Origin of the sequence: Ferdinandcohnia salidurans (assembly GCF_042680725.1) — a bacterium.
GTDB lineage: Bacteria > Bacillota > Bacilli > Bacillales > Bacillaceae_L > Ferdinandcohnia > Ferdinandcohnia salidurans.
In genome coordinates, this window is record NZ_JBHUEK010000011.1 from 30570 (window position 1) to 55840 (window position 25271).

The 25271-nt window shown below is 39.3% G+C and carries 39 protein-coding genes and 1 pseudogene; all 40 read left to right on the plus strand.

Annotated features, from left to right (window positions below):
* The first annotated feature begins 107 nt into the window (after positions 1-107).
* On the plus strand, positions 108-2186 hold the full coding sequence (gene fusA, locus ACFSFW_RS09360; RefSeq protein ID WP_304220141.1) for an elongation factor G: 2079 nt from the start codon (positions 108-110) through the stop codon (positions 2184-2186).
* 119 nt (positions 2187-2305) lie between these two features.
* The gene (gene tuf, locus ACFSFW_RS09365) at positions 2306-3496 is read left to right on the plus strand and encodes an elongation factor Tu (RefSeq protein WP_099364819.1); all 1191 of its coding nucleotides are present in this window, start codon (positions 2306-2308) and stop codon (positions 3494-3496) included.
* Between the two features lie 364 nt (positions 3497-3860).
* Positions 3861-4169 (plus strand): 30S ribosomal protein S10, encoded by a 309-nt coding sequence (gene rpsJ, locus ACFSFW_RS09370; RefSeq protein ID WP_003354783.1) that lies wholly within the window; start codon positions 3861-3863, stop codon positions 4167-4169.
* Positions 4170-4213: 44 nt separating this feature from the next.
* Complete coding sequence (gene rplC / locus ACFSFW_RS09375) at positions 4214-4843, plus strand: 50S ribosomal protein L3 (RefSeq protein ID WP_099352740.1); 630 nt, start codon at positions 4214-4216, stop codon at positions 4841-4843.
* A gap of 25 nt (positions 4844-4868) precedes the next feature.
* On the plus strand, positions 4869-5492 hold the full coding sequence (gene rplD, locus ACFSFW_RS09380; protein WP_099364821.1) for a 50S ribosomal protein L4: 624 nt from the start codon (positions 4869-4871) through the stop codon (positions 5490-5492).
* Positions 5492-5779 (plus strand): 50S ribosomal protein L23, encoded by a 288-nt coding sequence (gene rplW / locus ACFSFW_RS09385; protein ID WP_099364822.1) that lies wholly within the window; start codon positions 5492-5494, stop codon positions 5777-5779. Before rplD ends, rplW begins: the two co-directional genes overlap by 1 nt.
* A 26-nt stretch (positions 5780-5805) precedes the next feature.
* Positions 5806-6636, plus strand: coding sequence for a 50S ribosomal protein L2 (gene rplB, locus ACFSFW_RS09390; protein ID WP_099364823.1), 831 nt, complete (start codon positions 5806-5808; stop codon positions 6634-6636).
* Positions 6637-6693: 57 nt separating this feature from the next.
* A complete protein-coding gene (gene rpsS / locus ACFSFW_RS09395; RefSeq protein ID WP_099352744.1) occupies positions 6694-6972 on the plus strand; it encodes a 30S ribosomal protein S19 in 279 nt (92 codons plus the stop codon).
* A 17-nt stretch (positions 6973-6989) separates the two neighbouring features.
* On the plus strand, positions 6990-7331 hold the full coding sequence (gene rplV / locus ACFSFW_RS09400) for a 50S ribosomal protein L22 (RefSeq protein WP_010285059.1): 342 nt from the start codon (positions 6990-6992) through the stop codon (positions 7329-7331).
* A 3-nt stretch (positions 7332-7334) separates the two neighbouring features.
* Complete coding sequence (rpsC, locus tag ACFSFW_RS09405; RefSeq protein ID WP_099352745.1) at positions 7335-7991, plus strand: 30S ribosomal protein S3; 657 nt, start codon at positions 7335-7337, stop codon at positions 7989-7991.
* A 1-nt stretch (position 7992) separates the two neighbouring features.
* Positions 7993-8427, plus strand: coding sequence for a 50S ribosomal protein L16 (gene rplP / locus ACFSFW_RS09410; protein WP_099364824.1), 435 nt, complete (start codon positions 7993-7995; stop codon positions 8425-8427).
* Positions 8417-8614 carry a 50S ribosomal protein L29 gene (gene rpmC / locus ACFSFW_RS09415; RefSeq protein ID WP_010285065.1) on the plus strand — a complete coding sequence of 66 codons (198 nt, stop codon included), beginning with the start codon at positions 8417-8419 and terminating at the stop codon, positions 8612-8614. Before rplP ends, rpmC begins: the two co-directional genes overlap by 11 nt.
* 28 nt (positions 8615-8642) lie before the next feature.
* Positions 8643-8906, plus strand: coding sequence for a 30S ribosomal protein S17 (gene rpsQ, locus ACFSFW_RS09420; RefSeq protein ID WP_099352747.1), 264 nt, complete (start codon positions 8643-8645; stop codon positions 8904-8906).
* A 45-nt stretch (positions 8907-8951) separates the two neighbouring features.
* A complete protein-coding gene (rplN, locus tag ACFSFW_RS09425) occupies positions 8952-9320 on the plus strand; it encodes a 50S ribosomal protein L14 (RefSeq protein WP_058000134.1) in 369 nt (122 codons plus the stop codon).
* A gap of 37 nt (positions 9321-9357) precedes the next feature.
* Positions 9358-9669: a 50S ribosomal protein L24 gene (rplX, locus tag ACFSFW_RS09430; RefSeq protein WP_099364825.1), complete on the plus strand. Its 312-nt coding sequence runs from the start codon at positions 9358-9360 to the stop codon at positions 9667-9669.
* 24 nt (positions 9670-9693) lie between these two features.
* The gene (gene rplE / locus ACFSFW_RS09435) at positions 9694-10233 is read left to right on the plus strand and encodes a 50S ribosomal protein L5 (RefSeq protein ID WP_099352749.1); all 540 of its coding nucleotides are present in this window, start codon (positions 9694-9696) and stop codon (positions 10231-10233) included.
* A gap of 13 nt (positions 10234-10246) precedes the next feature.
* A complete protein-coding gene (gene rpsN, locus ACFSFW_RS09440; protein ID WP_010285078.1) occupies positions 10247-10432 on the plus strand; it encodes a 30S ribosomal protein S14 in 186 nt (61 codons plus the stop codon).
* 30 nt (positions 10433-10462) lie between these two features.
* Positions 10463-10861 (plus strand): 30S ribosomal protein S8, encoded by a 399-nt coding sequence (gene rpsH, locus ACFSFW_RS09445; RefSeq protein WP_099352750.1) that lies wholly within the window; start codon positions 10463-10465, stop codon positions 10859-10861.
* A 28-nt stretch (positions 10862-10889) separates the two neighbouring features.
* Positions 10890-11426 carry a 50S ribosomal protein L6 gene (gene rplF, locus ACFSFW_RS09450; RefSeq protein WP_304220140.1) on the plus strand — a complete coding sequence of 179 codons (537 nt, stop codon included), beginning with the start codon at positions 10890-10892 and terminating at the stop codon, positions 11424-11426.
* A gap of 32 nt (positions 11427-11458) precedes the next feature.
* Positions 11459-11821 carry a 50S ribosomal protein L18 gene (rplR, locus tag ACFSFW_RS09455; RefSeq protein ID WP_099364827.1) on the plus strand — a complete coding sequence of 121 codons (363 nt, stop codon included), beginning with the start codon at positions 11459-11461 and terminating at the stop codon, positions 11819-11821.
* A 22-nt stretch (positions 11822-11843) separates the two neighbouring features.
* Entirely contained in the window at positions 11844-12344 is a 501-nt protein-coding gene (gene rpsE, locus ACFSFW_RS09460) for a 30S ribosomal protein S5 (RefSeq protein ID WP_099352753.1), read from the plus strand.
* 12 nt (positions 12345-12356) lie between these two features.
* Complete coding sequence (gene rpmD, locus ACFSFW_RS09465; RefSeq protein ID WP_010285086.1) at positions 12357-12539, plus strand: 50S ribosomal protein L30; 183 nt, start codon at positions 12357-12359, stop codon at positions 12537-12539.
* A gap of 33 nt (positions 12540-12572) precedes the next feature.
* On the plus strand, positions 12573-13013 hold the full coding sequence (gene rplO / locus ACFSFW_RS09470) for a 50S ribosomal protein L15 (protein WP_099352754.1): 441 nt from the start codon (positions 12573-12575) through the stop codon (positions 13011-13013).
* Positions 13013-14305: a preprotein translocase subunit SecY gene (secY, locus tag ACFSFW_RS09475; RefSeq protein WP_099364829.1), complete on the plus strand. Its 1293-nt coding sequence runs from the start codon at positions 13013-13015 to the stop codon at positions 14303-14305. Before rplO ends, secY begins: the two co-directional genes overlap by 1 nt.
* Before the next feature lie 59 nt (positions 14306-14364).
* Positions 14365-15015, plus strand: a complete 651-nt coding sequence (locus ACFSFW_RS09480; RefSeq protein WP_304220139.1) for an adenylate kinase — start codon at positions 14365-14367, stop codon at positions 15013-15015.
* Positions 15016-15762 (plus strand): type I methionyl aminopeptidase, encoded by a 747-nt coding sequence (gene map, locus ACFSFW_RS09485; protein WP_304220138.1) that lies wholly within the window; start codon positions 15016-15018, stop codon positions 15760-15762. It begins immediately after the preceding gene.
* A 30-nt stretch (positions 15763-15792) separates the two neighbouring features.
* A pseudogene (locus tag ACFSFW_RS09490) lies at positions 15793-15956 on the plus strand (KOW domain-containing RNA-binding protein); the annotation flags it as partial.
* Positions 15934-16152, plus strand: coding sequence for a translation initiation factor IF-1 (gene infA, locus ACFSFW_RS09495; RefSeq protein WP_010285101.1), 219 nt, complete (start codon positions 15934-15936; stop codon positions 16150-16152). The pseudogene ACFSFW_RS09490 and the gene infA, both read left to right, overlap by 23 nt.
* A 32-nt stretch (positions 16153-16184) precedes the next feature.
* Entirely contained in the window at positions 16185-16298 is a 114-nt protein-coding gene (gene rpmJ, locus ACFSFW_RS09500) for a 50S ribosomal protein L36 (RefSeq protein ID WP_003156543.1), read from the plus strand.
* Positions 16299-16321: 23 nt separating this feature from the next.
* Complete coding sequence (rpsM, locus tag ACFSFW_RS09505; RefSeq protein ID WP_010285107.1) at positions 16322-16687, plus strand: 30S ribosomal protein S13; 366 nt, start codon at positions 16322-16324, stop codon at positions 16685-16687.
* 19 nt (positions 16688-16706) lie between these two features.
* Entirely contained in the window at positions 16707-17096 is a 390-nt protein-coding gene (gene rpsK, locus ACFSFW_RS09510; RefSeq protein ID WP_010285108.1) for a 30S ribosomal protein S11, read from the plus strand.
* 313 nt (positions 17097-17409) lie between these two features.
* A complete protein-coding gene (locus ACFSFW_RS09515) occupies positions 17410-18354 on the plus strand; it encodes a DNA-directed RNA polymerase subunit alpha (RefSeq protein ID WP_099352760.1) in 945 nt (314 codons plus the stop codon).
* Between the two features lie 119 nt (positions 18355-18473).
* On the plus strand, positions 18474-18836 hold the full coding sequence (gene rplQ / locus ACFSFW_RS09520) for a 50S ribosomal protein L17 (protein WP_099352761.1): 363 nt from the start codon (positions 18474-18476) through the stop codon (positions 18834-18836).
* A gap of 384 nt (positions 18837-19220) precedes the next feature.
* Positions 19221-20060: an energy-coupling factor ABC transporter ATP-binding protein gene (locus ACFSFW_RS09525; protein ID WP_388037501.1), complete on the plus strand. Its 840-nt coding sequence runs from the start codon at positions 19221-19223 to the stop codon at positions 20058-20060.
* Complete coding sequence (locus ACFSFW_RS09530) at positions 20036-20911, plus strand: energy-coupling factor ABC transporter ATP-binding protein (RefSeq protein ID WP_388037504.1); 876 nt, start codon at positions 20036-20038, stop codon at positions 20909-20911. The genes ACFSFW_RS09525 and ACFSFW_RS09530 overlap by 25 nt, the downstream gene beginning before the upstream one ends.
* Positions 20908-21699, plus strand: a complete 792-nt coding sequence (locus ACFSFW_RS09535; RefSeq protein ID WP_304220135.1) for an energy-coupling factor transporter transmembrane component T family protein — start codon at positions 20908-20910, stop codon at positions 21697-21699. The genes ACFSFW_RS09530 and ACFSFW_RS09535 overlap by 4 nt, the downstream gene beginning before the upstream one ends.
* An 11-nt stretch (positions 21700-21710) precedes the next feature.
* Positions 21711-22463 carry a tRNA pseudouridine(38-40) synthase TruA gene (truA, locus tag ACFSFW_RS09540; protein WP_388037507.1) on the plus strand — a complete coding sequence of 251 codons (753 nt, stop codon included), beginning with the start codon at positions 21711-21713 and terminating at the stop codon, positions 22461-22463.
* 171 nt (positions 22464-22634) lie between these two features.
* Positions 22635-23072, plus strand: a complete 438-nt coding sequence (rplM, locus tag ACFSFW_RS09545; RefSeq protein ID WP_099352766.1) for a 50S ribosomal protein L13 — start codon at positions 22635-22637, stop codon at positions 23070-23072.
* 20 nt (positions 23073-23092) lie between these two features.
* On the plus strand, positions 23093-23485 hold the full coding sequence (gene rpsI / locus ACFSFW_RS09550) for a 30S ribosomal protein S9 (protein WP_099352767.1): 393 nt from the start codon (positions 23093-23095) through the stop codon (positions 23483-23485).
* 964 nt (positions 23486-24449) lie between these two features.
* A complete protein-coding gene (locus ACFSFW_RS09555; RefSeq protein ID WP_388037510.1) occupies positions 24450-25262 on the plus strand; it encodes a squalene/phytoene synthase family protein in 813 nt (270 codons plus the stop codon).
* Positions 25263-25271 lie beyond the last annotated feature (9 nt).

The window sequence follows — 25271 nt, forward strand, 5'->3', positions numbered from 1 at the left end:
ATAACTACGAAGAAAGCTATTAAACTAAACAGCTCTGTTAAGTTGATTAACAGAGCCATTCTTACAATAAAAAATTATACTTAACATTAGGAAGGAGAAAGACCCAAATGGCAAGAGAGTTCTCCTTAGAAAAGACTCGTAATATTGGTATCATGGCTCACATTGATGCTGGTAAAACAACAACAACTGAGCGTATCCTTTATTATACTGGTAAAATTCATAAGATCGGTGAAACACATGAAGGTGCTTCACAAATGGACTGGATGGAGCAAGAACAAGAACGTGGTATTACGATTACATCTGCAGCTACAACTGCATCTTGGAAGAATCACCGCGTTAACATCATCGACACTCCAGGACACGTAGACTTCACAGTTGAGGTTGAACGTTCACTTCGTGTACTTGATGGTGCAGTAACTGTTCTTGATGCACAATCAGGGGTTGAGCCACAAACAGAAACAGTTTGGAGACAGGCTACTACTTATGGTGTTCCACGTATTGTATTCGTAAACAAAATGGACAAGATTGGTGCTGACTTCCTATACTCTGTAAGCACATTACATGACCGTCTACAAGCGAATGCACACCCGATTCAATTACCAATTGGTGCAGAAGATCAATTCAGAGGTATCATTGATCTTGTTGAAATGAATGCAACATTCTATGGTAATGACCTAGGTACTGATATCGAAGTAGGTGAAATTCCTGAGGAATTTCAAGACCAAGCAAACGAATATCGCGAAAAGCTTGTAGAAGCTGTAGCGGAACTAGATGAAGAATTGATGGAAAGATATCTTGGTGGAGAAGAAATCTCTAACGAGGAATTACGTGCAGCTATTCGTACAGCTACACTTAAGGTAGAATTCTACCCAGTAACATGTGGTACTGCATTCAAAAACAAAGGTGTTCAAAAAGTACTTGATGCGGTTATCGATTATCTACCAGCTCCAACAGATGTTGCATCTATTCAAGGTCACCTTCCTGATACAGGTGAAGAAGTTGAGCGTCATTCTGATGACAGCGAGCCATTCTCTGCGCTTGCGTTTAAAGTAATGACTGACCCATATGTTGGTAAATTAACGTTCTTCCGTGTATATTCAGGTACATTAAATTCTGGTTCATATGTACAAAACTCAACTAAAGGGAAGCGTGAACGTATCGGACGTATCCTTCAAATGCATGCGAATAGCCGTGCGGAAATCTCAACTGTTTATGCAGGGGACATCGCTGCAGCTGTTGGTTTAAAAGATACAACAACTGGTGATACATTATGTGATGAGAAAGAATTAGTAATTCTTGAATCTATGACATTCCCAGAACCAGTTATTCAACTTTCTGTTGAGCCAAAATCAAAAGCTGACCAAGACAAAATGTCTACAGCTTTACAAAAGCTTCAAGAAGAGGATCCGACATTTAGAGCACATACTGACCAAGAAACAGGTCAAACGATTATTGCAGGTATGGGTGAGTTGCACTTAGACATCCTAGTAGATCGTATGAAGCGTGAGTTCAAAGTAGAAGCCAATGTTGGTGCACCACAAGTTGCGTATCGTGAAACTTTCCGTCAATCTGCACAGGTTGAAGGTAAATTCGCTCGTCAATCTGGTGGACGCGGACAATTCGGACACGTTTGGATTGAATTCTCACCAAACGAAGAAGGTAAAGGTTTCGAATTCGAAAACGCGATTGTTGGTGGGGTAGTTCCACGTGAATACATTCCTGCTGTACAAGCTGGTCTAGAAGACGCTCTAGATAGAGGGGTTCTAGCTGGTTATCCATTAGTAGATATCAAAGCTAGACTTTATGATGGTTCATACCATGATGTTGACTCAAGTGAAATGGCGTTTAAAATTGCCGCTTCTATGGCACTTAAGAACGCTGCATCAAAATGTCAGCCTGTAATTCTTGAGCCTGTTATGAGGGTTGAAGTTGTTATTCCTGAGGAATACATGGGAGACATTATGGGTGGTATCACTTCTCGTCGTGGACGCGTTGAAGGTATGGAAGCGCGCGGTAATGCACAAGTAGTACGTGCGATGGTTCCACTATCTGAAATGTTTGGATATGCTACTTCTTTACGTTCTAACACACAAGGTCGTGGGGTATTCACAATGCACTTCGATCATTACGAAGAAGTACCAAAATCAATTTCTGAAGAAATTATCAAAAAAAATAAAGGTGAATAATTGATTTTCGCCTTTACATCAAGTATAACTACTTATGTAGGCTCTGAAAGTGGGACTACCCCACTTTCGGGATATCATACTTACTATAAAAATAACTAATACTTAAGGAGGCTTTTCAAATGGGAAAAGAGAAATTTGACCGTTCGAAACCACATGCTAATATTGGTACAATTGGACACGTTGACCATGGTAAAACAACTTTAACAGCAGCTATCACTTCTGTTCTTGCTAAAAGAAGCGGAAAAGGTACTGCAATGGGCTATGACCAAATCGATGGAGCTCCTGAAGAGCGTGAGCGTGGAATCACAATCTCAACTTCACACGTTGAGTATGAAACTGACAACCGTCACTATGCACACGTTGACTGCCCAGGACACGCTGACTACGTAAAGAACATGATTACTGGTGCTGCTCAAATGGACGGTGGGATTCTAGTAGTATCTGCTGCTGATGGTCCAATGCCACAAACTCGTGAGCATATCCTTCTTTCTCGTCAAGTAGGTGTACCTTACCTAGTTGTATTCATGAACAAATGTGACATGGTAGACGATGAAGAATTATTAGAATTAGTAGAAATGGAAGTACGTGACCTTCTTTCTGAATATGAATTCCCTGGTGACGACATTCCAGTAATCAAAGGTTCTGCTCTAAAAGCTCTTGAAGGAGAAGCTGAGTGGGAAGAAAAAATTATTGAATTAATGGCTGCTGTTGACGAGTACGTTCCAACTCCAACTCGTGACACTGAAAAGCCATTCATGATGCCAGTTGAGGATGTATTCTCAATCACTGGTCGTGGTACAGTTGCTACAGGTCGTGTTGAGCGTGGACAAGTTAAAGTTGGTGATGTAGTTGAAATCATCGGTTTAACTGAAGAACCAAAATCAACTACTGTAACAGGTGTTGAAATGTTCCGTAAGCTTCTTGACTATGCTGAAGCTGGTGATAACATCGGTGCACTACTTCGTGGTGTTGCTCGTGAAGACATCCAACGTGGTCAAGTACTTGCTAAGCCAGGTACAATCAAGCCACATACAAAGTTTAAAGCAGAAGTATATGTATTATCAAAAGAAGAAGGTGGACGTCACACTCCATTCTTCTCAAACTACCGTCCTCAGTTCTACTTCCGTACAACTGATGTAACTGGAATTTGTAACCTTCCAGAAGGTGTAGAAATGGTAATGCCTGGCGACAACATCGAAATGACTGTTGAACTAATCGCTCCAGTTGCAATCGAAGAAGGAACTAAGTTCTCTATTCGTGAAGGTGGACGTACAGTAGGCGCTGGCGTTGTTGCTACAATCCAAGAGTAATAATTCCAATATGTTTACAAAGCAGGCGGATCATACCGCCTGTTTTTTTATGAGATATTTTCTATATATAATAGAAGAAAGATCACAATAAATTAGTTTCCAAAATCTAACGTAAAAATATATTAGGACTTTTGTTGAAATGTATACTGATGGTGTGTATAATTGAAAAAGTGCGAAAGACATGCATAAAACAAAGATTTATGTTGCATTTCGTATTTGGTTTCTGTATAATAGACAATGTTGGTCTTTGACTGCGATGATGTGGAAGGTTGCTGATACACCCGGCCGCTTTGCCATGGCGAGTGTAAGGAAATTTCCACGGAGAAGGTCTATTTTAAAAGTAGGCGATAAAGGAGGGAAAATAATGGCAAAACAAAAAATTCGTATTCGTTTAAAAGCTTATGATCACAGAATTCTTGATCAATCTGCAGAAAAAATCGTAGAAACAGCAAAACGATCTGGGGCAGCTGTATCTGGTCCTATTCCACTTCCAACTGAGAAGTCTGTTTATACGATTCTTCGTGCTGTTCACAAGTATAAAGATTCTCGTGAACAATTCGAAATGCGTACACATAAACGCTTAATCGACATCGTTAACCCAACACCACAAACTGTTGATTCATTAATGCGTTTGGATTTACCATCTGGTGTTGACATTGAAATCAAACTTTAATTTTAAAATGAAATAAATTGTAAATATATTAGGAGGTGTGACTAATGACCAAAGGAATCTTAGGAAGAAAAATTGGTATGACTCAAGTATTCGTAGGTAACGGTGAGCTTATCCCTGTAACTGTAATCGAAGCTGCTCCGAACGTAGTTCTTCAAAAGAAATCAGTTGAGACTGATGGATATGAAGCAGTTCAAATCGGTTTTGACGATAAGAGAGAAAAGCTTTCAAACAAACCTGAAAAGGGTCATGCAGCAAAAGCAAACACTGCACCTAAGCGCTTCGTACGTGAATTACGTGGAGTTAACTTAGATGAGTTTGAAGTTGGTCAGGAAGTCAAAGTTGATATCTTCGCAGAGGGAGATATTGTAGATGTAACAGGAATTTCAAAAGGTAAAGGATTCCAAGGTGCGATCAAGCGCCACGGACAATCTCGCGGACCTATGAGTCACGGTTCACGCTATCACCGACGTCCTGGTTCAATGGGACCTGTAGCTCCAAACCGTGTATTCAAAAACAAACTTCTACCTGGTCGTATGGGTGGAGAACGTATCACAGTACAAAACTTAGAGATCGTGAAAGTAGATACAGAGCGTAATCTTCTTCTAGTAAAAGGTAATGTACCTGGTGCGAGAAAATCTGTTATTACAGTAAAAAGTGCTGTAAAAGTAAAATAATTTACTAGGAAAGGAGGACATTTGAATGCCTAAAGTATCATTGTATAACCAATCTGGTTCAGCTGTAGGAGAAATTGAATTAAACGATTCTGTATTCGGTGTTGAACCAAACAAACAAGTATTATTCGATGCAGTAATTATGCAAAGAGCTTCCTTACGTCAAGGAACTCACAAAACAAAAATCCGTTCTGAAGTAGCTGGCGGAGGACGTAAACCATGGCGTCAAAAGGGTACTGGTCGTGCTCGTCAAGGTTCTATTCGTTCACCACAATGGCGTGGCGGTGGAACAGTATTTGGTCCAACTCCAAGAAGCTATAGCTACAAATTACCTAAAAAAGTACGCCGTTTAGCAATCAAATCAGCATTATCTACTAAGGTATTAGAGGAAAATATTCTAGTATTAGAAAATCTAGTATTAGAAACTCCTAAAACTAAAGAAATGGTTGCGGTACTGAAAGGATTAAACGTTGATCGTAAAGCGTTAATCGTAACTGCAGATGCAAATGAAGCAGTGGAACTTTCAGCACGTAATATTCCTGGAGTAACAGTTGTTGTTGCTAATGGAGTAAATGTTCTTGATGTTCTTAACCATGATAAGCTTGTGATTACTAAAGCTGCGGTGGAAAAAGTAGAGGAGGTGCTCGCATAATGAAAGATCCTCGTGATATTATTAAGAGCCCTGTTATTACTGAACGTTCATCAGACCTTATGGCTGAAAAAAAATACACATTTGATGTTGACGTGAAAGCTAATAAAACCGAAGTAAAAGATGCTATTCAGCAAATTTTCGGTGTAACAGTTGAAAAAGTAAACATCATGAACTACAAAGGTAAGTTCAAGCGTGTAGGACGTTACAGTGGATATACAAATCGTCGCAGAAAAGCAATCGTTAAGTTAACTGCAGATAGCAAAGAAATCGAATTCTTTGAAGTTTAATTTTATAGAGAAGGAGGGAAATTGAGATGGCGATTAAAAAATATAAACCAACCTCTAACGGTCGTCGTGGTATGACAACATTAGACTTTGCTGAAATTACTACCGACAGACCAGAGAAATCATTACTTGCGCCTTTACACAAAAAAGGTGGACGTAATAACCAAGGTAAAATCACAGTACGTCATCAAGCTGGCGGACACAAGCGTCAATATCGTGTGATTGACTTCAAACGCGATAAAGATGGTATACCAGGACGCGTTGCTACGATCGAATATGATCCAAACCGTTCAGCAAATATTGCTTTAATTAACTATGCAGATGGAGAAAAACGTTACATTCTTGCTCCTAAAAACCTACAAGTAGGTATGGAGGTAGTTTCAGGTTCAGATGCTGACATTAAAGTAGGTAACGCACTTCCATTAGTTAACATTCCAGTAGGTACAGTAATCCACAACATCGAATTAAAACCTGGTAAAGGTGGACAATTAATTCGTTCAGCTGGAACTTCTGCACAAGTACTTGGTAAAGAAGGTAAATATGTTCTTGTTCGTTTAAATTCAGGTGAAGTTCGCATGATTCTAGCTACTTGCCGCGCGACAGTAGGTCAAGTAGGTAACGAACAACATGAACTAGTTAACATTGGTAAAGCAGGTCGTTCACGCTGGTTAGGTAAACGCCCAACAGTTCGTGGATCTGTAATGAACCCTAATGATCACCCACACGGTGGTGGTGAAGGTAAATCACCAATCGGACGTAAGTCACCTATGACTCCATGGGGTAAACCAACTCTTGGATTCAAGACTCGTAAGAAGAAAAACAAGTCAGATAAATTTATCGTACGTCGTCGTAAAAAATAACGGGATTGTGCTACGGTTCATCGGAACCGTAGGTCAATCACGAAGGGAGGTTCACTTATGGGACGCAGTTTGAAAAAAGGACCTTTTGTAGATGACCACTTAATGAAAAAGGTAGAAAATCAAAATGGATCTGAGAAGAAACAAGTTATTAAAACTTGGTCACGTCGTTCAACGATTTTCCCTCAATTCATCGGTCATACAATTGCGGTATATGATGGTCGTAAACATGTACCAGTCTATGTTACTGAAGATATGGTAGGTCATAAACTTGGTGAATTCGCACCAAGCCGTACTTACAAAGGTCACGCAAATGACGATAAGAAAACAAGACGTTAATGAGAGGAGGATTATCTATGCAAGCTAAAGCTGTTGCGAGAACAGTTCGTATTGCTCCTCGTAAGGTTCGTTTAGTAGCAGATCTAATTCGAGGCAAGCAAGTAGGTGAAGCAATCGCGATCCTACGACACACACCAAAGGCTGCTTCTCCTGTTGTAGAAAAGGTATTAAATTCTGCGATTGCGAATGCAGAGCATAACTACGAAATGGACGCTAATAACCTAGTTATTACTGAAGCATATGTAAATGAAGGTCCAACATTAAAAAGATTCCGTCCAAGAGCTATGGGACGTGCAAGTCAGATCAATAAACGCACTAGCCACATTACAATCGTGGTATCAGAAAAGAAGGAGGGATAAGTAGTGGGTCAAAAAGTTAATCCAGTCGGACTGCGTGTCGGCATCATTCGTGATTGGGAGTCAAAATGGTACGCAGGCAAAGACTATGCAGATTTATTACACGAAGACCTTAAAGTTCGCGAATACATCGCAAAGCGTTTAAGTGATGCTTCTGTATCTAAAATTGAGATCGAACGTGCAGCTAATCGTATTAACGTTACTGTCCATACTGCAAAACCAGGTATGGTTATTGGTAAAGGTGGTACGGAAGTTGAAGCACTTCGTAAAGCATTAAACCAATTAACTGGCAAGAGAGTACACATCAACATCCTTGAAATCAAGAGAGCTGATGTCGATGCAACTCTTGTAGCTGAAAATATTGCTCGTCAATTAGAAAACCGTGTTTCATTCCGTCGTGCACAAAAGCAAGCTATTCAACGTGCTATGCGTGCTGGTGCTCAAGGTATTAAAACACAAACTTCAGGTCGTTTAGGCGGAGCTGATATCGCTCGTGCAGAACACTACAGTGAAGGTACAGTTCCACTTCATACACTTCGTGCAGATATCGACTATGGTACTGCTGAAGCTGATACAACTTATGGAAAGATCGGCGTAAAAGTATGGATCTATCGTGGAGAAGTCCTTCCTACTAAGAAGAAGACTGTGGAAGGAGGAAAATAATATGTTATTACCAAAACGTGTGAAATACCGCAGAGAACACCGTGGAAAGATGCGTGGTCAAGCAAAAGGTGGTACTGAAGTACATTTCGGAGAATACGGTTTACAAGCTCAAGAAGCATCTTGGATTACAAACCGTCAAATCGAAGCTGCTCGTATCGCGATGACACGTTATATGAAACGTGGCGGTAAAGTTTGGATTAAAATTTTCCCATCAAAACCTTATACAGCAAAACCTCTTGAAGTACGTATGGGTTCCGGTAAAGGTGCTCCTGAAGGATGGGTAGCTGTTGTTAAGCCTGGAAAAGTTTTGTTTGAAATTGCTGGTGTATCTGAAGAGATCGCTCGTGAAGCTCTACGCCTAGCAGCTCATAAACTACCAGTTAAAACTAAGTTCGTAAAACGTGAAGAAATTGGTGGTGAATCAAATGAAAGCTAATGAAATCCGTGACCTTACCACTGCTGAAATAGAACAAAAAGTAAAATCATTAAAAGAAGAGTTATTTAACCTTCGCTTTCAATTAGCTACTGGCCAGCTTGAGAATACTGCACGTATTCGTGAAGTACGTAAATCAATCGCTCGTATGAAGACAGTAGTCCGCGAAAGAGAAATCGGTCGTAAATAATCGATAACCAGGAAGGAGGTCTACGATAGTGAGTGAACGTAACCAACGTAAAGTCTACACTGGACGTGTTGTATCTGACAAAATGGATAAAACAGTAACTGTTCTAGTAGAAACCTATAAGAAACATTCTCTTTACGGTAAACGCGTAAAGTATTCTAAAAAGTTCAAAGCACATGATGAAAACAATGTTGCAAAAATCGGCGACGTCGTTAGAATTATGGAGACACGCCCATTATCTGCTACAAAACGCTTCCGTCTTGTTGAAGTAGTTGAGAAAGCAGTTATTATCTAAATATATTGTTCGGATCAATCAATAATCCGAAGGGAGGTTTCATGAATGATTCAACAAGAAACTCGTTTGAAAGTTGCTGACAATTCTGGAGCACGTGAAGTACTAACTATTAAAGTATTAGGTGGTTCAGGTCGTAAAACAGCAAATATCGGTGATGTTATCGTATGTACAGTAAAACAAGCAACACCAGGTGGCGTTGTCAAAAAAGGTGATGTTGTTAAAGCTGTTATCGTACGTACTAAACGTGGTGTGCGTCGTAATGACGGTACTTACATCCGTTTTGATGAAAATGCCTGCGTTATTATCCGTGATGACAAGAGTCCACGTGGAACTCGTATCTTCGGTCCTGTGGCACGTGAATTACGTGATAGCAACTTTATGAAAATTGTTTCATTAGCTCCAGAAGTATTATAATTCGAAATCGATTAGCCTTTAAGGAGGTGCGAAATAGATGCATGTAAAAAAGGGTGACAAGGTACAGGTTATTTCAGGTAAAGATAAAGGTAAACAAGGTGTGATCCTTGAAAGCTTTCCAAAGAAAGACCGTGTTCTTGTAGAAGGCGTTAATATCGTAAAGAAACACTCAAAACCGTCTCAAGTGAATCCACAAGGTGGAATCATTAGCCAAGAGGCACCTATTCATGTATCAAATGTAATGCCATTAGATCCTAAATCTGGTACTCCAACACGTGTTGGTTACAAAGATGTTGATGGCAAAAAGGTACGTGTAGCAAAAAAATCTGGTGAAGTTTTAGATAAATAGTAAACAAAGAAAGGAGGTACTTACATGAACCGCCTAAAAGAAAAATTTCAAAAAGAAATCACACCTGCTCTAATGAGCAAGTTTAACTATAAGTCTGTTATGCAGGTTCCGAAAGTAGAAAAAATCGTGATCAACATGGGTGTTGGTGACGCAGTTCAAAACTCTAAAGTTTTAGATAACGCAGTAGAGGAGTTAGCTGCTCTAAGTGGTCAAAAGCCAGTTGTAACTAGAGCTAAGAAATCTATCGCTGGTTTCCGTCTTCGTGAGGGTATGCCAATCGGTGCGAAAGTTACATTACGTGGTGAACGTATGTATGATTTCCTAGATAAGCTTGTTTCTATCTCACTTCCGCGTGTACGTGACTTCCGTGGTGTATCAAAGAAATCTTTTGATGGTCGTGGTAACTACACATTAGGTGTAAAAGAACAATTAATTTTTCCTGAAATTGATTACGATAAAGTAAGTAAAGTTCGTGGTATGGATATCGTTATCGTAACAACTGCAAATACTGACGAAGAAGCTCGTGAGTTATTAACAGCGTTCGGTATGCCGTTCCAAAAGTAAAGGAGGCGAAAACGTGGCTAAAAAATCAATGATTGCGAAACAAAAACGCACACAGAAATTTAAAGTACAAGAGTACACTCGTTGCGAACGTTGCGGCCGTCCACACTCTGTATTACGTAAATTTAAATTATGCCGTATTTGTTTCCGTGAACTAGCTTATAAGGGTCAAATTCCTGGTGTAAAAAAAGCAAGTTGGTAAACCCCGAATTGGGAAGGAGGTAAAAATACTATGGTGATGACAGATCCAATTGCAGATATGCTTACTCGCATCCGTAATGCGAACATGGTTCGTCATGAGAAGCTTGAAATCCCTGCATCAAATATCAAAAGGGAAATCGCTGAAATTTTAAAGCGTGAAGGTTTCGTTCGTGACGTTGAATATATTGAGGATGATAAACAAGGTATTATCCGTATCTTCTTAAAGTACGGTGCAAACAATGAGCGCGTAATTACTGGTCTTAAGCGTATTAGTAAGCCTGGTCTACGTGTTTATGCAAAATCTAACGAAGTACCACGTGTGTTAAACGGTTTAGGAATCGCGATCGTTTCAACTTCACAAGGTGTGTTAACTGATAAAGAAGCTCGTCAAAAGCAAGCCGGCGGAGAAGTATTAGCTTACGTTTGGTAATAGCTTGAAAAGAATGGAGGTGTAGTACATGTCACGTATTGGTAAAAAACCAATCGAAATACCATCAGGTGTTACTGTAACTTTCAACGGTAATACTGTTACTGTTAAGGGACCAAAGGGCGAATTAACTCGTGCTTTCCACCCTGATATGCAAATCAATGTTGAAGAGAACGTAATTAGCGTTACTCGTCCAACTGATAATAAAGAACACCGTGCTCTTCACGGCACAACTCGTAGTCTTTTAGGAAACATGGTTGAAGGTGTATCCAAAGGTTTTGAAAGAGGTTTAGAGCTAATCGGGGTCGGATACCGTGCTCAAAAATCTGGTAATAAACTTGTCCTAAACGTTGGATATTCTCATCCAGTAGAAATCGTTCCAGAGACTGGCGTAGAAATCGATGTACCGTCTAACACAAAGATTGTTGTTAAAGGTATCGACAAAGAACGCGTTGGAGCGTTAGCTGCTAATATTCGTGGTGTACGTCCGCCTGAGCCTTATAAAGGAAAAGGTATTCGCTACGAAGGTGAATTTGTTCGTCGTAAGGAAGGTAAAACTGCGAAGTAAGCCTTTTTAGGTAAAAGAAAGGAGAGACGTAAATGATTACGAAACAGGATAAAAATGCAGTTCGTAGAAAAAGACATGCTCGTGTTCGTTCTCGTGTTTCAGGAACTGCTACTCGTCCTCGCTTAAATGTGTTCCGCTCAAATAAACACATTTACGCTCAATTAATCGATGATGTGAACTCAGTAACAATCGCAAGTGCTTCTACATTAGATAAAGAACTTTCTGTTGAAGGTGCTGGAAACGTAGATGCAGCTACAAAGGTTGGCGAACTAGTTGCAAAACGTGGAATTGAAAAAGGAATCAAAGAGGTTGTATTCGACCGCGGAGGTTACTTATATCACGGACGTGTTAAAGCACTAGCAGATGCTGCTCGTGAAGCTGGACTACAATTTTAATAAAAAAGGAGGGACATTATAGATGCGTCGCATTGATCCAAACAAATTAGAACTTGAAGAACGCGTAGTTACCGTTAACCGTGTAGCTAAGGTTGTTAAAGGTGGTCGTCGTTTCCGCTTTGCAGCACTAGTTGTTGTCGGTGATAAGAACGGACATGTTGGTTTTGGAACTGGTAAAGCTCAAGAAGTTCCAGATGCAATTCGTAAAGCAATTGAAGATGCTAAAAAGAATCTTGTTTCTGTACCAATGGTCGGAACAACAATTCCACACCAAGTAATTGGTCAATTTGGAGCAGGTGAAGTACTATTAAAACCTGCATCTGAAGGTACTGGTGTTATCGCTGGTGGACCAGTTCGTGCGGTATTAGAACTTGCTGGTGTTGGTGATATCCTTTCTAAGTCATTAGGAACAAATACTCCTGTAAATATGATTCGTGCTACAATAGAAGGATTAACTCAATTAAAGCGTGCTGAAGAAGTAGCTAAGTTACGTGGTAAATCAGTAGAAGAACTGTTAGGATAGGAGGGAAAACACATGTCAAAGAAATTAGAAATCACCCTCACTCGCAGTGTCATTGGACGTCCTGAAGACCAACGTGTAACTGTTCGTACTCTTGGATTGAAAAAATTACATCAAACTGTTGTTCATGATGATAATGCTGCGATTCGCGGTATGATTAATAAAGTTGCTCACCTAGTTACGGTTAAAGAACAATAATCGAATTTTTTTCTGAAATAAGGAGGTGCCCAAATGAAACTTCATGAATTACAACCGGCTGAAGGTTCTCGTAAAACACGTAACCGTGTAGGACGTGGAACTGGTTCAGGTAATGGTAAAACATCTGGTAAAGGTCATAAAGGTCAAAAAGCGCGTTCTGGTGGCGGTGTTCGTCCTGGATTTGAAGGTGGTCAAACGCCTCTATTCCAACGCCTACCAAAACGTGGTTTTACAAACATCAATCGCAAAGACTTTGCAATTGTTAACCTTGAAACATTAAATCGTTTCGAAGACGGAACAGAAGTTACACCTGAACTTTTAATTGAAACTGGCGTTGTAAGTAAACTTAATGCTGGTGTTAAGATCCTTGGAAAAGGTACTCTTGACAAAAAGCTAACAGTTAGAGCTCACAAATTCTCCTCTACTGCTCAACAAGCTATTGAAGCTGCTGGCGGAAAAACTGAGGTGATTTAATGTTTCAAACAATCTCCAATTTTATGCGCGTTGGTGATATAAGAAACAAGATTATATTCACCTTACTAATGTTAGTAGTATTTCGAATCGGCACCTTTATTCCAGTACCAAATGTAAATGCCGATGTTTTAAAAGCGACTGACAGCAATACAGCGTTTGGCCTTTTAAATACATTTGGTGGTGGAGCACTGTTTAACTTCTCAATCCTTGCAATGGGGATCATGCCTTACATTACTGCTTCAATTATTATTCAATTGTTGCAAATGGACGTTGTTCCTAAATTTACGGAATGGTCTAAGCAAGGAGAAGTTGGACGTCGTAAATTGGCTCAATTTACTCGTTATGGCACAATAGTGCTTGGTTTTATCCAAGCATTAGGTATGTCAATCGGCTTTAACAATATGTCAAACGGGATGTTAATTGAAAATCCAAACATTGGTACTTACCTACTAATTGCTGTAGTTCTAACTGCCGGAACAGCATTTTTAATGTGGTTAGGTGAACAGATTACAGCTAAAGGTGTTGGTAACGGAATTTCAATTATTATCTTTGCTGGTATTGTTGCCGCAATTCCAACGGCTGTAAATCAATACTATGTACAGCAGTTTCAAGATGCTGGAGATCAGTTATTCTTACGTATCATTACTGTTGTATTATTGTTAATTGCCGTTATAGCTGTTGTTGTAGGTGTAATATTCGTACAACAAGCTTTACGAAAAATTCCAATCCAATATGCAAAGCGATTAGCTGCTAATAGCCCGGTTGGAGGACACTCTACTCATTTACCGTTAAAAGTAAATGCGGCTGGTGTTATTCCTGTAATCTTTGCAGTTTCCTTCATTATTACGCCACCAACGATTGCTTCGTTCTTTGGTCCTAATGCGGTAACTGAATGGATTCAAAAATATTTTGATTATACTCAGCCTGTTGGGATGATCATATATATCGCACTAATCATTGCGTTCACATATTTCTATACATTTGTTCAAGTAAATCCTGAGCAAATGGCAGATAATTTAAAAAAGCAAGGCGGCTATATTCCAGGGATTCGCCCAGGAAGAAATACGCAAGAGTATGTAACGAAAATTCTGTATCGATTAACATTTGTTGGTTCTATTTTCTTAGCAGCTATTTCTGTTCTTCCTGTATTCTTTATAAAATTTGCGAATTTACCGGAGTCTTTACAAATTGGTGGAACGAGCTTACTCATCGTTATCGGTGTTGCACTGGAAACAATGAAGCAACTTGAAAGTCAACTTGTAAAACGCCATTATAAAGGATTTATCAAATAAGGTACTGGGAATACATTTCCCAGCACCTCTAAGATAAAGAGGCTGAGGGGGCAAATCACTTGAACTTAGTATTAATGGGGCTTCCGGGTGCTGGTAAAGGTACTCAAGCTGAAAAAATCGTAGAAAAGTACAATATCCCTCATATCTCTACGGGAGATATGTTCCGTGCTGCAATTAAAGATGGAACAGAACTAGGGCTTCAAGCAAAGTCCTTTATGGATAAAGGTGAGCTTGTTCCTGATGAAGTTACGATCGGAATTGTCCGTGAGCGATTAAGCAAAGAAGATTGCAAGAAGGGTTTCTTACTTGATGGATTTCCACGTACCGTTCCACAAGCAGAAGCACTTGAGACAATTCTTACTGACCTCGATAAAAAAATTGACTATGTGATTAACATTGATGTCAATTCTGAAATCTTACTTGAGAGATTAACAGGTCGACGAATTTGTAAGGAATGTGGTTCTACGTACCACTTAGTATTTAACCCACCTACTCAGGAGGGTAAATGTGATAAGTGTGGCGGTGAACTTTATCAACGTGCAGATGATAATGCGGAAACAGTTGGAACTCGTCTACAAGTAAATATCGAGCAATCTAAGCCACTTCTTGACTTTTATCAGGAAAAGGGATATCTTCGCAATATCAATGGGCAACAAGAAATAAACAAAGTTTTTGGTGATGTAGAGGAGCTTCTTGGGGGATTAAAGTAAATGATTATTTGCAAGTCTCCAAGAGAGATCGAAATTATGCGCGAGGCTGGAAAGATCGTTGCATTGACACACCAAGAATTACAACAATATATTACTCCAGGGATTTCAACGAAAGAACTGGATACAATTGCTGAAAAGTTTATTCGTGGATTTGATGCAATTCCTTCTTTTAAAGGGTATAATGGTTTTCGCGGTAGTATCTGTACCTCTGTTAATGAAGAGTTGGTACATGGCATGCCAGGTGATCGCGTTTTACAAGATGGAGATATCATTAGTATCGATATCGGAGCGCAATACAACGGCTATCATGGTGACTCAGCTTGGACATATCCAGTAGGTACGATTCATAACGAAAATCAAAAACTTCTCACTGTAACCGAAGAATCCCTTTATCGAGGATTAGAGGAAGCAAAACCTGGTGTGCGTCTTTCAAATATTTCTCATGCAATCCAAGTTTATGTCGAAGCGAACAATTTCTCGATCGTACGAGAATATGTTGGTCACGGTGTGGGCAAAGAATTACATGAGGAGCCGCAAATTCCACATTACGGTCCTCCTAATAAAGGACCACGTTTAAAACCAGGAATGGTACTTGCCGTTGAACCGATGGTAAATGCAGGTAGTCGATACGTGAAGACGTTAGCAGATAACTGGACTGTTGTAACAGTCGATGGCAAAACGTGTGCGCATTTTGAACATACGATTGCTATTACAGAAACAGGGTATGAGATCTTAACAAAATTGTAAGGCACAAACCCTATTCATTAGAATAACATTCATCTAATTTTTGATTACGTATCTCCGGAAGTTCAGAGCAGTATTAAGGAAACTGGTCGATGGCAAACGTAAAGCAATGTTAGTGTGTATCGAAGTTTGTCAATGAGCAAGTTACTGATTTGAAGAAGGGAGAACATTCCAATGGCGAAAGACGATGTAATTGAAGTTGAAGGTACTGTTGCTGAAACATTACCTAATGCAATGTTTAAAGTTGAATTAGAGAATGGTCATACTGTTTTGGCCCATGTTTCTGGTAAAATTCGCATGCACTTTATTCGTATTTTACCCGGAGACAAGGTAACGGTTGAATTATCACCTTATGACTTGACTCGCGGTAGGATTACGTACCGTTTTAAATAAATGCGCTCCGAACTATCAAGGAGGTTTGAAAAATGAAAGTGAGACCATCAGTAAAACCTATCTGCGAAAAGTGTAAAGTTATTCGTAGAAAAGGTAAAGTAATGGTAATTTGTGAAAACCCAAAACATAAACAAAAACAAGGCTAAATAATAAGGAGGTGTACGTCTAAATGGCACGTATTGCTGGTGTTGATATTCCGCGTGAAAAACGTGTGGTTATATCTTTAACATATATTTTTGGAATCGGACGTCCAACTGCACAAAAAATCCTAGCAGAAGCTGGTGTTTCTGAAGATACACGAGTTCGTGATCTTACAGAAGACGAATTAAACAAGATCCGTGACATCGTTGACCGTTACAAAGTAGAAGGTGACCTTCGTCGTGAAGTATCACTTAACATCAAACGTTTAATCGAAATCGGTTCTTACCGTGGTCTACGTCATCGTCGTGGATTACCTGTAAGAGGTCAAAATACAAAAAATAACGCTCGTACACGTAAAGGACCTCGTCGTACTGTAGCAAACAAGAAGAAATAGTAAGGGAGGTAATGGATAAATGGCACGTAAAACGAATACTCGTAAACGTCGTGTGAAAAAGAATATTGAATCTGGTGTTGCACACATCCGTTCAACATTCAACAATACGATCGTAACAATTACAGATGCACACGGAAATGCAATTTCTTGGTCAAGTGCTGGTGCTCTTGGTTTCAGAGGTTCACGTAAGTCTACTCCATTCGCTGCACAAATGGCTGCTGAAACAGCTGCAAAAGCATCAATGGAACATGGTATGAGAACTCTTGAAGTAACTGTAAAAGGCCCTGGTGCAGGACGTGAAGCTGCAATTCGTGCTCTTCAAGCTGCTGGTCTTGAAGTTACAGCTATTAAAGATGTTACTCCAGTACCACATAACGGATGTCGCCCACCAAAACGTCGTCGTGTATAACATAATTACAAATACGACAAGACGTATTTGATCTTTTTCTGTATAAGATTTTTTATCCATGGCTATAATGGATTAATGGGTTTTGATAAACTTTTTTACTGTGTAAGGAAGCTTCAAATACTTTCTTATCTTATAAGTGTAACAAAGGCGTGAGTGAGTATTACTTACAAATCGCCATGTTTTCTTTATAAGTTCTTTACAGAATAATCGAGTTGTTGTGCACAGTTAGGGAACTTAACTTTTGGGAATTTCGGTTAGACGTCTTTGATCATGGTCTAGCCGAGGTTTCGACGTTTTGAAGGAGGGTTTATAAATGATCGAAATTGAAAAACCAAAAATCGAAACGGTTGAAATCAGCGAAGATGCCAATTATGGTAAATTCGTCGTCGAGCCACTTGAGCGTGGATATGGAACAACTTTGGGTAACTCCTTACGTCGTATCCTATTATCTTCTCTCCCTGGTGCCGCTGTTACGTCTATCCAAATAGATGGGGTACTGCATGAGTTCTCAACAATCGAAGGCGTCGTCGAAGATGTAACATCTATTATCTTAAATGTGAAGAAATTAGCTCTTAAAATCTACTCAGATGATGAGAAGACTCTTGAGATTGATGTTCAAGGTGAAGGTCCGGTTAAAGCTTCTGATATCACGCATGACAGTGATGTTGAAATCTTAAATCCAGATCTACACATTGCAACTCTTGCTAAGGATGCACATTTTCGTGTGAGATTAACTGCAAAGCGCGGACGAGGATATTCTCCAGCTGATGCAAACAAGCGTGATGATCGACCAATCGGTGTTATTCCGATTGATTCCATCTATACACCAGTTGCACGTGTTAATTACCAAGTGGAAAATACACGTGTTGGACAGGTCGCGAACTTTGACAAACTGACTTTTGATGTTTGGACAGACGGCAGTACTGGTCCGAAAGAAGCGATTGCACTAGGTGCGAAAATCCTTACAGAACATTTAAATATTTTTGTAGGATTAACAGATGAAGCTCAAAATGCAGAAATTATGGTTGAAAAAGAAGAGGATCAAAAAGAGAAAGTCCTCGAGATGACAATTGAAGAATTGGATCTCTCAGTTCGTTCATATAACTGCTTAAAGAGAGCAGGAATTAATACGGTTCAAGAGCTTGCTCATAAAACTGAAGAAGATATGATGAAGGTACGTAACCTTGGTCGTAAATCTTTAGAAGAAGTTAAGGCTAAACTAGAAGAGCTTGGTTTAGGCTTACGTAAAGATGACTGACTCGGTTTGAATTATGCGAATTAGAGGCATCTTTCTCATCACGAAAGTCTATTGTTACAAGAGCCTAGTTATCTAATGCTTTGTCTTTCATAATAATTCAACAAAGGAGGGAATACCTCATGTCATACCAAAAATTAGGACGTACAAGCGCGCAACGTAAGGCGTTATTACGTGACCTTACTACTGACTTAATCATCAACGAGCGTATCGAAACTACTGAAGCTCGCGCGAAGGAATTAAAATCAGTTGTAGAAAAAATGATTACATTAGGTAAGCGTGGTGACCTTCACGCTCGTCGTCAAGCTGCATCTTACATCCGTAACGAAGTAGCAAACGAAGAGACTGGTCAAGATGCGCTACAAAAATTATTCAGTGACATTGCAACTCGTTATGAAGAGCGTCAAGGTGGATACACTCGTATCATGAAAATCGGACCTCGTCGTGGTGACGGTGCTCCAATGGTTATCATTGAATTAGTTTAATTTTTATTTTCTTATAAGGGCGGGACAGTTTTCCAAACTGGTCTAAGCCCTTTTTGTTTTACATTCATCATTTTTCAAAAAAGATAGAATTATCCATAAATAGTATATTACAATCCTTTTTGAACGAACATAATGCATAGCATTTTTCCTTGAAGTTAGGAATAACGCGTTCTTATTCCCTTGACAGATAAGGTAGAAACGAATATTTTTTAGGTAGTAAGTTGGCTTAAGAAATAGTATTATTTCTATGGAAATAATTTTATTCAGCCTCTTGGTTGAAAAAGTTTAAGGCGTCCAGCAGAGTTACAGATTTGAAAAAGTTTAAGAAATCTTGGGTAAAATACGCCTTGGTGTATTTTAATAAGAAGGTAGAGGGGGATGAGAATGAGCGAGAACCTTTTAGTCGTTGATCAGATAAGCTATCAATATGCAGAAAATGCGAGTCCCGCGCTAGAAAATCTATCATTCTCTGTTCAAAAAGGAGAGTGGCTTGCGATTGTTGGTCACAACGGTTCTGGAAAATCAACCCTAGCACGTATTCTCAATGGGTTATTGTTGCCTCAGACTGGAGTAGTAACAATTGAGGGTGTACAGCTAAATGAAGATTCAATTTGGGATATTCGAAGGAAGATTGGGATGGTGTTTCAAAATCCGGATAATCAGTTCGTTGGAACAACTGTAAAAGATGATATTGCCTTTGGAATGGAAAACAACGGGATCCCACGAGAAACGATGGCCTCTCGAATTGAAAGAGTTATTGATATGGTAAATATGAGAGATTTTCTAGAGCATGAACCGCATCAGCTTTCAGGTGGACAAAAACAAAGAGTTGCAATTGCTGGTGTTCTTGCTGTCCAACCGGATTTAATCATCTTGGATGAGGCGACCTCTATGTTAGATCCAATCGGTCGTACAGAGGTTTTAGAAACGATAAGAGAAATTAAAAATGAGAGTCAGATTACGGTTATGTCAATTACCCATGACTTAGAGGAAGCAGCAAGAGCCGATCGAATTATTGTAATGAATCAGGGACAATTGTTCGCAGAAGGAAAACCCGAGGAGATTTTTGCGTTAGATGATAAGCTTGTAGAAATTGGTTTGGATTTACCCTTTTCTGTAAAAGTATCTAAAAAACTACGAGCAATCGGTGTTCCTCTCTCTAAGAATCATATAACAGAAGAAGGCTTGGTGGATGAGTTATGGACATTACAATCGAAAATTTAGAACATCGCTATCAGATTCGTTCACCATTTGAAAGACTAGCCTTATATGATGTTAATGCGCATATCAAGTCTGGTTCATATACCGCTATAATTGGTCATACGGGTTCTGGAAAATCAACCATCCTCCAGCATTTAAATGGACTCTTGCAGCCAACCTCAGGATCAATCACCATTGGAGAACGTACAATTAGTTCCAAACAAAAAGAAAAAAACCTTAAGTCGTTACGAAAGAACGTTGGAGTTGTATTCCAATTTCCCGAACATCAACTTTTTGAGGAAACGGTCGAGAAAGATATTTGTTTTGGACCGCTAAATTTTGGGGTTCCATTAGAAGAAGCTAAAGAAAGAGCTAGACAAACCATAAAAATGGTCGGACTATCTGATGAATACTTAATGAAGTCACCTTTTGATTTAAGTGGAGGTCAAATGCGGCGGGTTGCGATTGCAGGAATTTTGGCGATGAACCCACAGGTTTTAGTCTTGGATGAGCCTACTGCAGGGCTAGACCCTAGGGGACGGTTTGAAATTATGGAGATGTTTTATAAACTTCATAAAGAAAACGGTCTGACAACAATCCTTGTAACGCATAGTATGGAGGATGCTTCCCGTTACGCTGATCAAATACTTGTAATGGAAAAAGGAACGATAAAATTTCAAGGAAGTCCTGTAGAGATATTCTCAAAACCTGAACAAGTTCTTCATTTAGGTTTGGATGTCCCTGAGGCAGTTAGATTAAAAGGACTGCTCGAAGAAAAGTTAGGAATTGAGATTCCAAGATCAGCTAGTCTGTCGGTGGATGAAATTGTTCAATATGTAGGAAATGCCCTTAACGATAAGGGGGTACCGAAATGAACATTATTATAGGTCGATATATACCTGGTCATTCGCTAATTCACCAAATGGATCCTAGAGCAAAGCTATTATTAATTTTCTTCTATGTGTTTATTGTTTTTTTAGCCAATTCAGTTCTTACCTATGCATTATTAGGGATTTATACTTTAGGAATTGTGTTATTAACAAAAGTCCAATTACGCTACATTTTGTCAGGATTGAAACCAATTTTATGGGTTATTCTATTTACATTTATCCTTCATGTCTTTTTAACCAAAGAAGGAGACTTGTTAGTTGACCTTGGATGGCTTCAAATTTATGAAGGTGGCGTAACACAAGGGATTTTTATTTCATTACGGCTATTATTTTTAATTATTATGACTACAATATTAACATTAACAAGTACTCCGATTGAAATCACCGATGGCATGGAAAGCTTATTAGCTCCATTTAAAAAAATCGGTCTCCCAACACATGAGCTTGCGTTAATGATGTCGATTTCACTTCGATTTATACCGACGTTAATGCAAGAAACAGAGAAAATAATGAAGGCACAGGCTGCAAGAGGAGTCGAATTTACGAGTGGACCGATAAAAGATCGCATGAAGGCTGTTGTTCCTTTATTAATTCCATTGTTTATAAGTTCATTTAAACGGGCAGAAGAACTTGCTATTGCGATGGAAGCAAGAGGTTATCGAGGTGGAGAAGGACGTACTAAATTACGTGTGCTACAGTGGCGTGGTCTTGATACACTTATGTTAGTCTTACTATTTGCAATGGCAATGGTATTATTTTTACTACGAGGATAATGAGGGAAAAAATGAGTCGTTACAAATGCATCATTTCCTATGATGGAACCCATTTTTCAGGGTACCAGGTACAACCAAATAAACGAACAGTACAATCTGACTTCGAACTTGCTTTACAGAAAATGCATAAAGGAGAACAGGTGAAAACAGTAGCTTCTGGTCGAACAGATGCAACTGTACATGCACGTGGACAGGTTGTTCATTTTGATTCTCCATTATCTATTCCAGTCGAAGGGTGGAAACGAGCCCTAAATTCGATGCTCCCTGAAGACATTCGCGTTCGTTATGTTGAGGAAGTGGATCCAGACTTTCACGCACGTTTTGATGTGAAGGCGAAGGAATATCGCTATCGATTGTTAATGAGTGAAGAACCTTGCGTTTTTAAACGTCATTATACTCATCATTATACTTTCCCGGTAGATCTTCATGCGATGAGAGAAGCTTCGTTACGATTAATAGGAACACATGATTTTACGAGTTTCTGTGCTTCAAAAACGGAAGTACAAGATAAAGTACGAACCATATACGAGATTAATATTGAAAAACATGATGATGAACTTATTTTTTCGTTTATAGGAAATGGGTTCTTATATAATATGGTAAGAATATTAGTAGGCACCCTATTAGAAGTTGGAAGAGGTCAAAAAGACCCAACTATGATGGAATCGATCCTTTCCGGAAAGGACAGATCGCTTGCAGGAAAGACCGCGCCAGGTCAGGGATTATACCTTTGGCAGGTGTACTACGAAGAGTGGAAGGTTTAGGAAACCCCCATAATGCTATAACAACTAATCCTGGTGTAACATTTCCTTGACATTACATCCTGAAAGTTATATTATATTTTAGTATGATATTTAAACACCACGTTAAAGCCCCGGAACTTTAATCGTGATTAAATACAAAATGAAACGTTAGTGAAATTAGGAGGGAAATTCATGCGTACAACATTTATGGCTAATGCTAGCAATATAGAGCGCAAATGGTATGTTGTAGATGCTGCAGGCAAAACTTTAGGTCGTTTATCAACTGAAGTTGCAACATTACTTCGTGGAAAACACAAACCAACTTACACACCACATGTTGACACTGGTGATAATGTAATCATTATCAATGCTGAAAAAATCGAATTAACTGGTAATAAATTAAATGACAAGATTTACTACCGTCACAGTCAATTCCCAGGTGGATTAAAATCAAGAACGGCATTAGAAATGCGTACAAACTATCCAACAAAAATGCTTGAACTTGCAATCAAAGGAATGCTTCCAAAAGGTTCACTTGGTCGTCAAATGGGTAAGAAATTGCACGTTTATGCTGGAAGCGAACATCCACATCAAGCACAACAACCTGAAGTTTACGAACTTCGCGGTTAATTAATAAGGAGGGTATTAATTTGGCACAGGTACAATATTATGGCACTGGTCGTCGTAAAAGCTCTGTTGCGCGTGTACGTTTAGTTCCTGGCGACGGACGCATTGTAATCAACGGTCGTGACATTGCAGACTATATTCCATTCGAAGCTTTAAGAGAAGTTGTAAAACAACCTCTAAACGCTACTGAAACTTTAGGTAATTATGACGTTCTTGTTAACGTTAATGGCGGAGGATACACTGGTCAAGCTGGAGCTATCCGTCACGGTATCGCTCGTGCATTGCTACAAGCTGATCCTGAATTCCGTCCAGCATTAAAATCTGCAGGACTATTAACACGTGATCCGCGTATGAAAGAACGTAAAAAATACGGTCTTAAAGGCGCTCGTCGTGCACCTCAGTTCTCAAAACGTTAATTTTGGCGTTTCAAGGCTCTTTTCACTTTTGTGGAAAGGGTCTTTTTTATGTTTTGGTTTAATGAAGTGGCATAGAAAAATCATTTCCAGCATGAGTTTGTTTTTGAGCAAGTTCTATTTTGACACGAATCCAAAGGATGTCATTATGCAGTGTCAGAATCAAGTGCGTATTTTGACAGAGAGTATTGGATATAGTTGAGGATGAGTCGGAATCAAGTAAGTATTCTGACAGAGCCCTTGGGTTATAGTCGAGGATGAGTCAGAAACAAGGCGGTATTTGGACACGGCCCCCAGTTTTTCACCAAGCAGTGTCGGAATCAAGTACGTATTCGGACACAGAGTATTGGATATAGTTGAGGATGAGTCAGAATCAAGGGTGTATTTGGACACGGCTTCCAGTATTCCATCAAGCGGTGTCCCAATCAAGCGCGTATTCTGACAAAGAGTATTGGATATAGTCGAGAATGAGTCAGAATCAAAAAGGTATTTGGACACGGCTCCCAGTATTTCATCAAGCAGTGACCGAATCAAGTACGTATTCGGACACGGCCCCCAGTTTTTCATCAAGCAGTGTCCCAATCAAGTGCGTATTCTGACAGTGCCCATGGATTATATTCGAGGATGAGTCAGAATCAAATACCTTTTCGGAAGTCAACTTTGAATCCTCTAAACATCCTATAAGTGTAGCTTTAATATAGATCGACGATACATTGTGCCAATAAGATTGGATTTAAAAAGTCGATAGTTATGGGAATAATACCATTAGACTTATTAGATTAGCGAGGATTATTATTACAAATATACAAGTTAAAGAGAACTCAAAAAATCCAAATACATTTATCGGGATGAGGGTCATTAGTAAAAAAGTCTCCACTTTTTAATTTTGGTAGTTCTTACATTGACCAACTTTCATGAATGTTATGTATAATGAATGTTAAAGGCTTGTAAATAGGAGGTATGAAATATGAGTGGGTTTCCTAAAGATGCGATGCGTATGTTAAAAGAGACGAGTCGTACATTTTATATACCGATTACTTTCTTGCAGAAGGAATTAAAGTATTCGGTTGCATCTGCTTATTTAGTATTTCGTGCGATTGATGAAATTGAAGACCATGAAGAGATCGACAATGATGTGAAATATACAGTTTTAGCAAAGTTAAGCGAATTATTCAAACAACCATTTGATAATGAAGAATATTTAAGAATACTTGGACCAATAAAAGATAAAATGCCTGAAGTGACAATTCGTTTAGAAGAATGGCTAGAGGCTTGTCCGAAGGATGCTTTGACGATTGTTACAAATGCTGCTTGTGAGATGGCATCGGGAATGGCAAAATGGTCCAAAGCAAATTGGAGTATTCGTACACGTGAAGATTTGGATGACTATACATATTACGTTGCAGGACTTGTTGGAGTGATGCTATCAGACCTTTGGGAGCATTACGGCGGAGAAAAGACAGATCGGGAATTAGCGATTGGTTATGGTCGTGGACTTCAGGCTGTAAACATTTTGCGCAATCAGAAGGAAGATTTGGACGAACGTGGTGTAAGCTTTGTTCCTGACGGTTGGAATCGTGCCGATTTATTCGAATACGCTGAGGAAAACCTAGCAAAAGCCGATTTGTATATGAAATCTCTTAAAAGGAAAAGCATTATATTATTTTGTCGCCTTCCGCTTGCCTTGGCACATAAAACGTTACAAGCATTGAAAGATGGTCGGGAGAAAATGACGCGTGCTGAAGTAGAGCAAACAGTGGAAGAAGTACAGACCAAATAGCACAATGTT

Coding starts and splice junctions, on each gene's coding strand:
- fusA (WP_304220141.1), top strand. CDS start 108: ATGGCAAGAGAGTTCTCCTTAGAAAAGACTCGTAATATTGGTATCATG.
- tuf (WP_099364819.1), top strand. CDS start 2,306: ATGGGAAAAGAGAAATTTGACCGTTCGAAACCACATGCTAATATTGGT.
- rpsJ (WP_003354783.1), top strand. CDS start 3,861: ATGGCAAAACAAAAAATTCGTATTCGTTTAAAAGCTTATGATCACAGA.
- rplC (WP_099352740.1), top strand. CDS start 4,214: ATGACCAAAGGAATCTTAGGAAGAAAAATTGGTATGACTCAAGTATTC.
- rplD (WP_099364821.1), top strand. CDS start 4,869: ATGCCTAAAGTATCATTGTATAACCAATCTGGTTCAGCTGTAGGAGAA.
- rplW (WP_099364822.1), top strand. CDS start 5,492: ATGAAAGATCCTCGTGATATTATTAAGAGCCCTGTTATTACTGAACGT.
- rplB (WP_099364823.1), top strand. CDS start 5,806: ATGGCGATTAAAAAATATAAACCAACCTCTAACGGTCGTCGTGGTATG.
- rpsS (WP_099352744.1), top strand. CDS start 6,694: ATGGGACGCAGTTTGAAAAAAGGACCTTTTGTAGATGACCACTTAATG.
- rplV (WP_010285059.1), top strand. CDS start 6,990: ATGCAAGCTAAAGCTGTTGCGAGAACAGTTCGTATTGCTCCTCGTAAG.
- rplP (WP_099364824.1), top strand. CDS start 7,993: ATGTTATTACCAAAACGTGTGAAATACCGCAGAGAACACCGTGGAAAG.
- rpmC (WP_010285065.1), top strand. CDS start 8,417: ATGAAAGCTAATGAAATCCGTGACCTTACCACTGCTGAAATAGAACAA.
- rplN (WP_058000134.1), top strand. CDS start 8,952: ATGATTCAACAAGAAACTCGTTTGAAAGTTGCTGACAATTCTGGAGCA.
- rplX (WP_099364825.1), top strand. CDS start 9,358: ATGCATGTAAAAAAGGGTGACAAGGTACAGGTTATTTCAGGTAAAGAT.
- rplE (WP_099352749.1), top strand. CDS start 9,694: ATGAACCGCCTAAAAGAAAAATTTCAAAAAGAAATCACACCTGCTCTA.
- rpsH (WP_099352750.1), top strand. CDS start 10,463: ATGGTGATGACAGATCCAATTGCAGATATGCTTACTCGCATCCGTAAT.
- rplF (WP_304220140.1), top strand. CDS start 10,890: ATGTCACGTATTGGTAAAAAACCAATCGAAATACCATCAGGTGTTACT.
- rplR (WP_099364827.1), top strand. CDS start 11,459: ATGATTACGAAACAGGATAAAAATGCAGTTCGTAGAAAAAGACATGCT.
- rpsE (WP_099352753.1), top strand. CDS start 11,844: ATGCGTCGCATTGATCCAAACAAATTAGAACTTGAAGAACGCGTAGTT.
- rpmD (WP_010285086.1), top strand. CDS start 12,357: ATGTCAAAGAAATTAGAAATCACCCTCACTCGCAGTGTCATTGGACGT.
- rplO (WP_099352754.1), top strand. CDS start 12,573: ATGAAACTTCATGAATTACAACCGGCTGAAGGTTCTCGTAAAACACGT.
- secY (WP_099364829.1), top strand. CDS start 13,013: ATGTTTCAAACAATCTCCAATTTTATGCGCGTTGGTGATATAAGAAAC.
- map (WP_304220138.1), top strand. CDS start 15,016: ATGATTATTTGCAAGTCTCCAAGAGAGATCGAAATTATGCGCGAGGCT.
- infA (WP_010285101.1), top strand. CDS start 15,934: ATGGCGAAAGACGATGTAATTGAAGTTGAAGGTACTGTTGCTGAAACA.
- rpmJ (WP_003156543.1), top strand. CDS start 16,185: ATGAAAGTGAGACCATCAGTAAAACCTATCTGCGAAAAGTGTAAAGTT.
- rpsM (WP_010285107.1), top strand. CDS start 16,322: ATGGCACGTATTGCTGGTGTTGATATTCCGCGTGAAAAACGTGTGGTT.
- rpsK (WP_010285108.1), top strand. CDS start 16,707: ATGGCACGTAAAACGAATACTCGTAAACGTCGTGTGAAAAAGAATATT.
- ACFSFW_RS09515 (WP_099352760.1), top strand. CDS start 17,410: ATGATCGAAATTGAAAAACCAAAAATCGAAACGGTTGAAATCAGCGAA.
- rplQ (WP_099352761.1), top strand. CDS start 18,474: ATGTCATACCAAAAATTAGGACGTACAAGCGCGCAACGTAAGGCGTTA.
- ACFSFW_RS09525 (WP_388037501.1), top strand. CDS start 19,221: ATGAGCGAGAACCTTTTAGTCGTTGATCAGATAAGCTATCAATATGCA.
- ACFSFW_RS09530 (WP_388037504.1), top strand. CDS start 20,036: ATGGACATTACAATCGAAAATTTAGAACATCGCTATCAGATTCGTTCA.
- ACFSFW_RS09535 (WP_304220135.1), top strand. CDS start 20,908: ATGAACATTATTATAGGTCGATATATACCTGGTCATTCGCTAATTCAC.
- truA (WP_388037507.1), top strand. CDS start 21,711: ATGAGTCGTTACAAATGCATCATTTCCTATGATGGAACCCATTTTTCA.
- rplM (WP_099352766.1), top strand. CDS start 22,635: ATGCGTACAACATTTATGGCTAATGCTAGCAATATAGAGCGCAAATGG.
- ACFSFW_RS09555 (WP_388037510.1), top strand. CDS start 24,450: ATGAGTGGGTTTCCTAAAGATGCGATGCGTATGTTAAAAGAGACGAGT.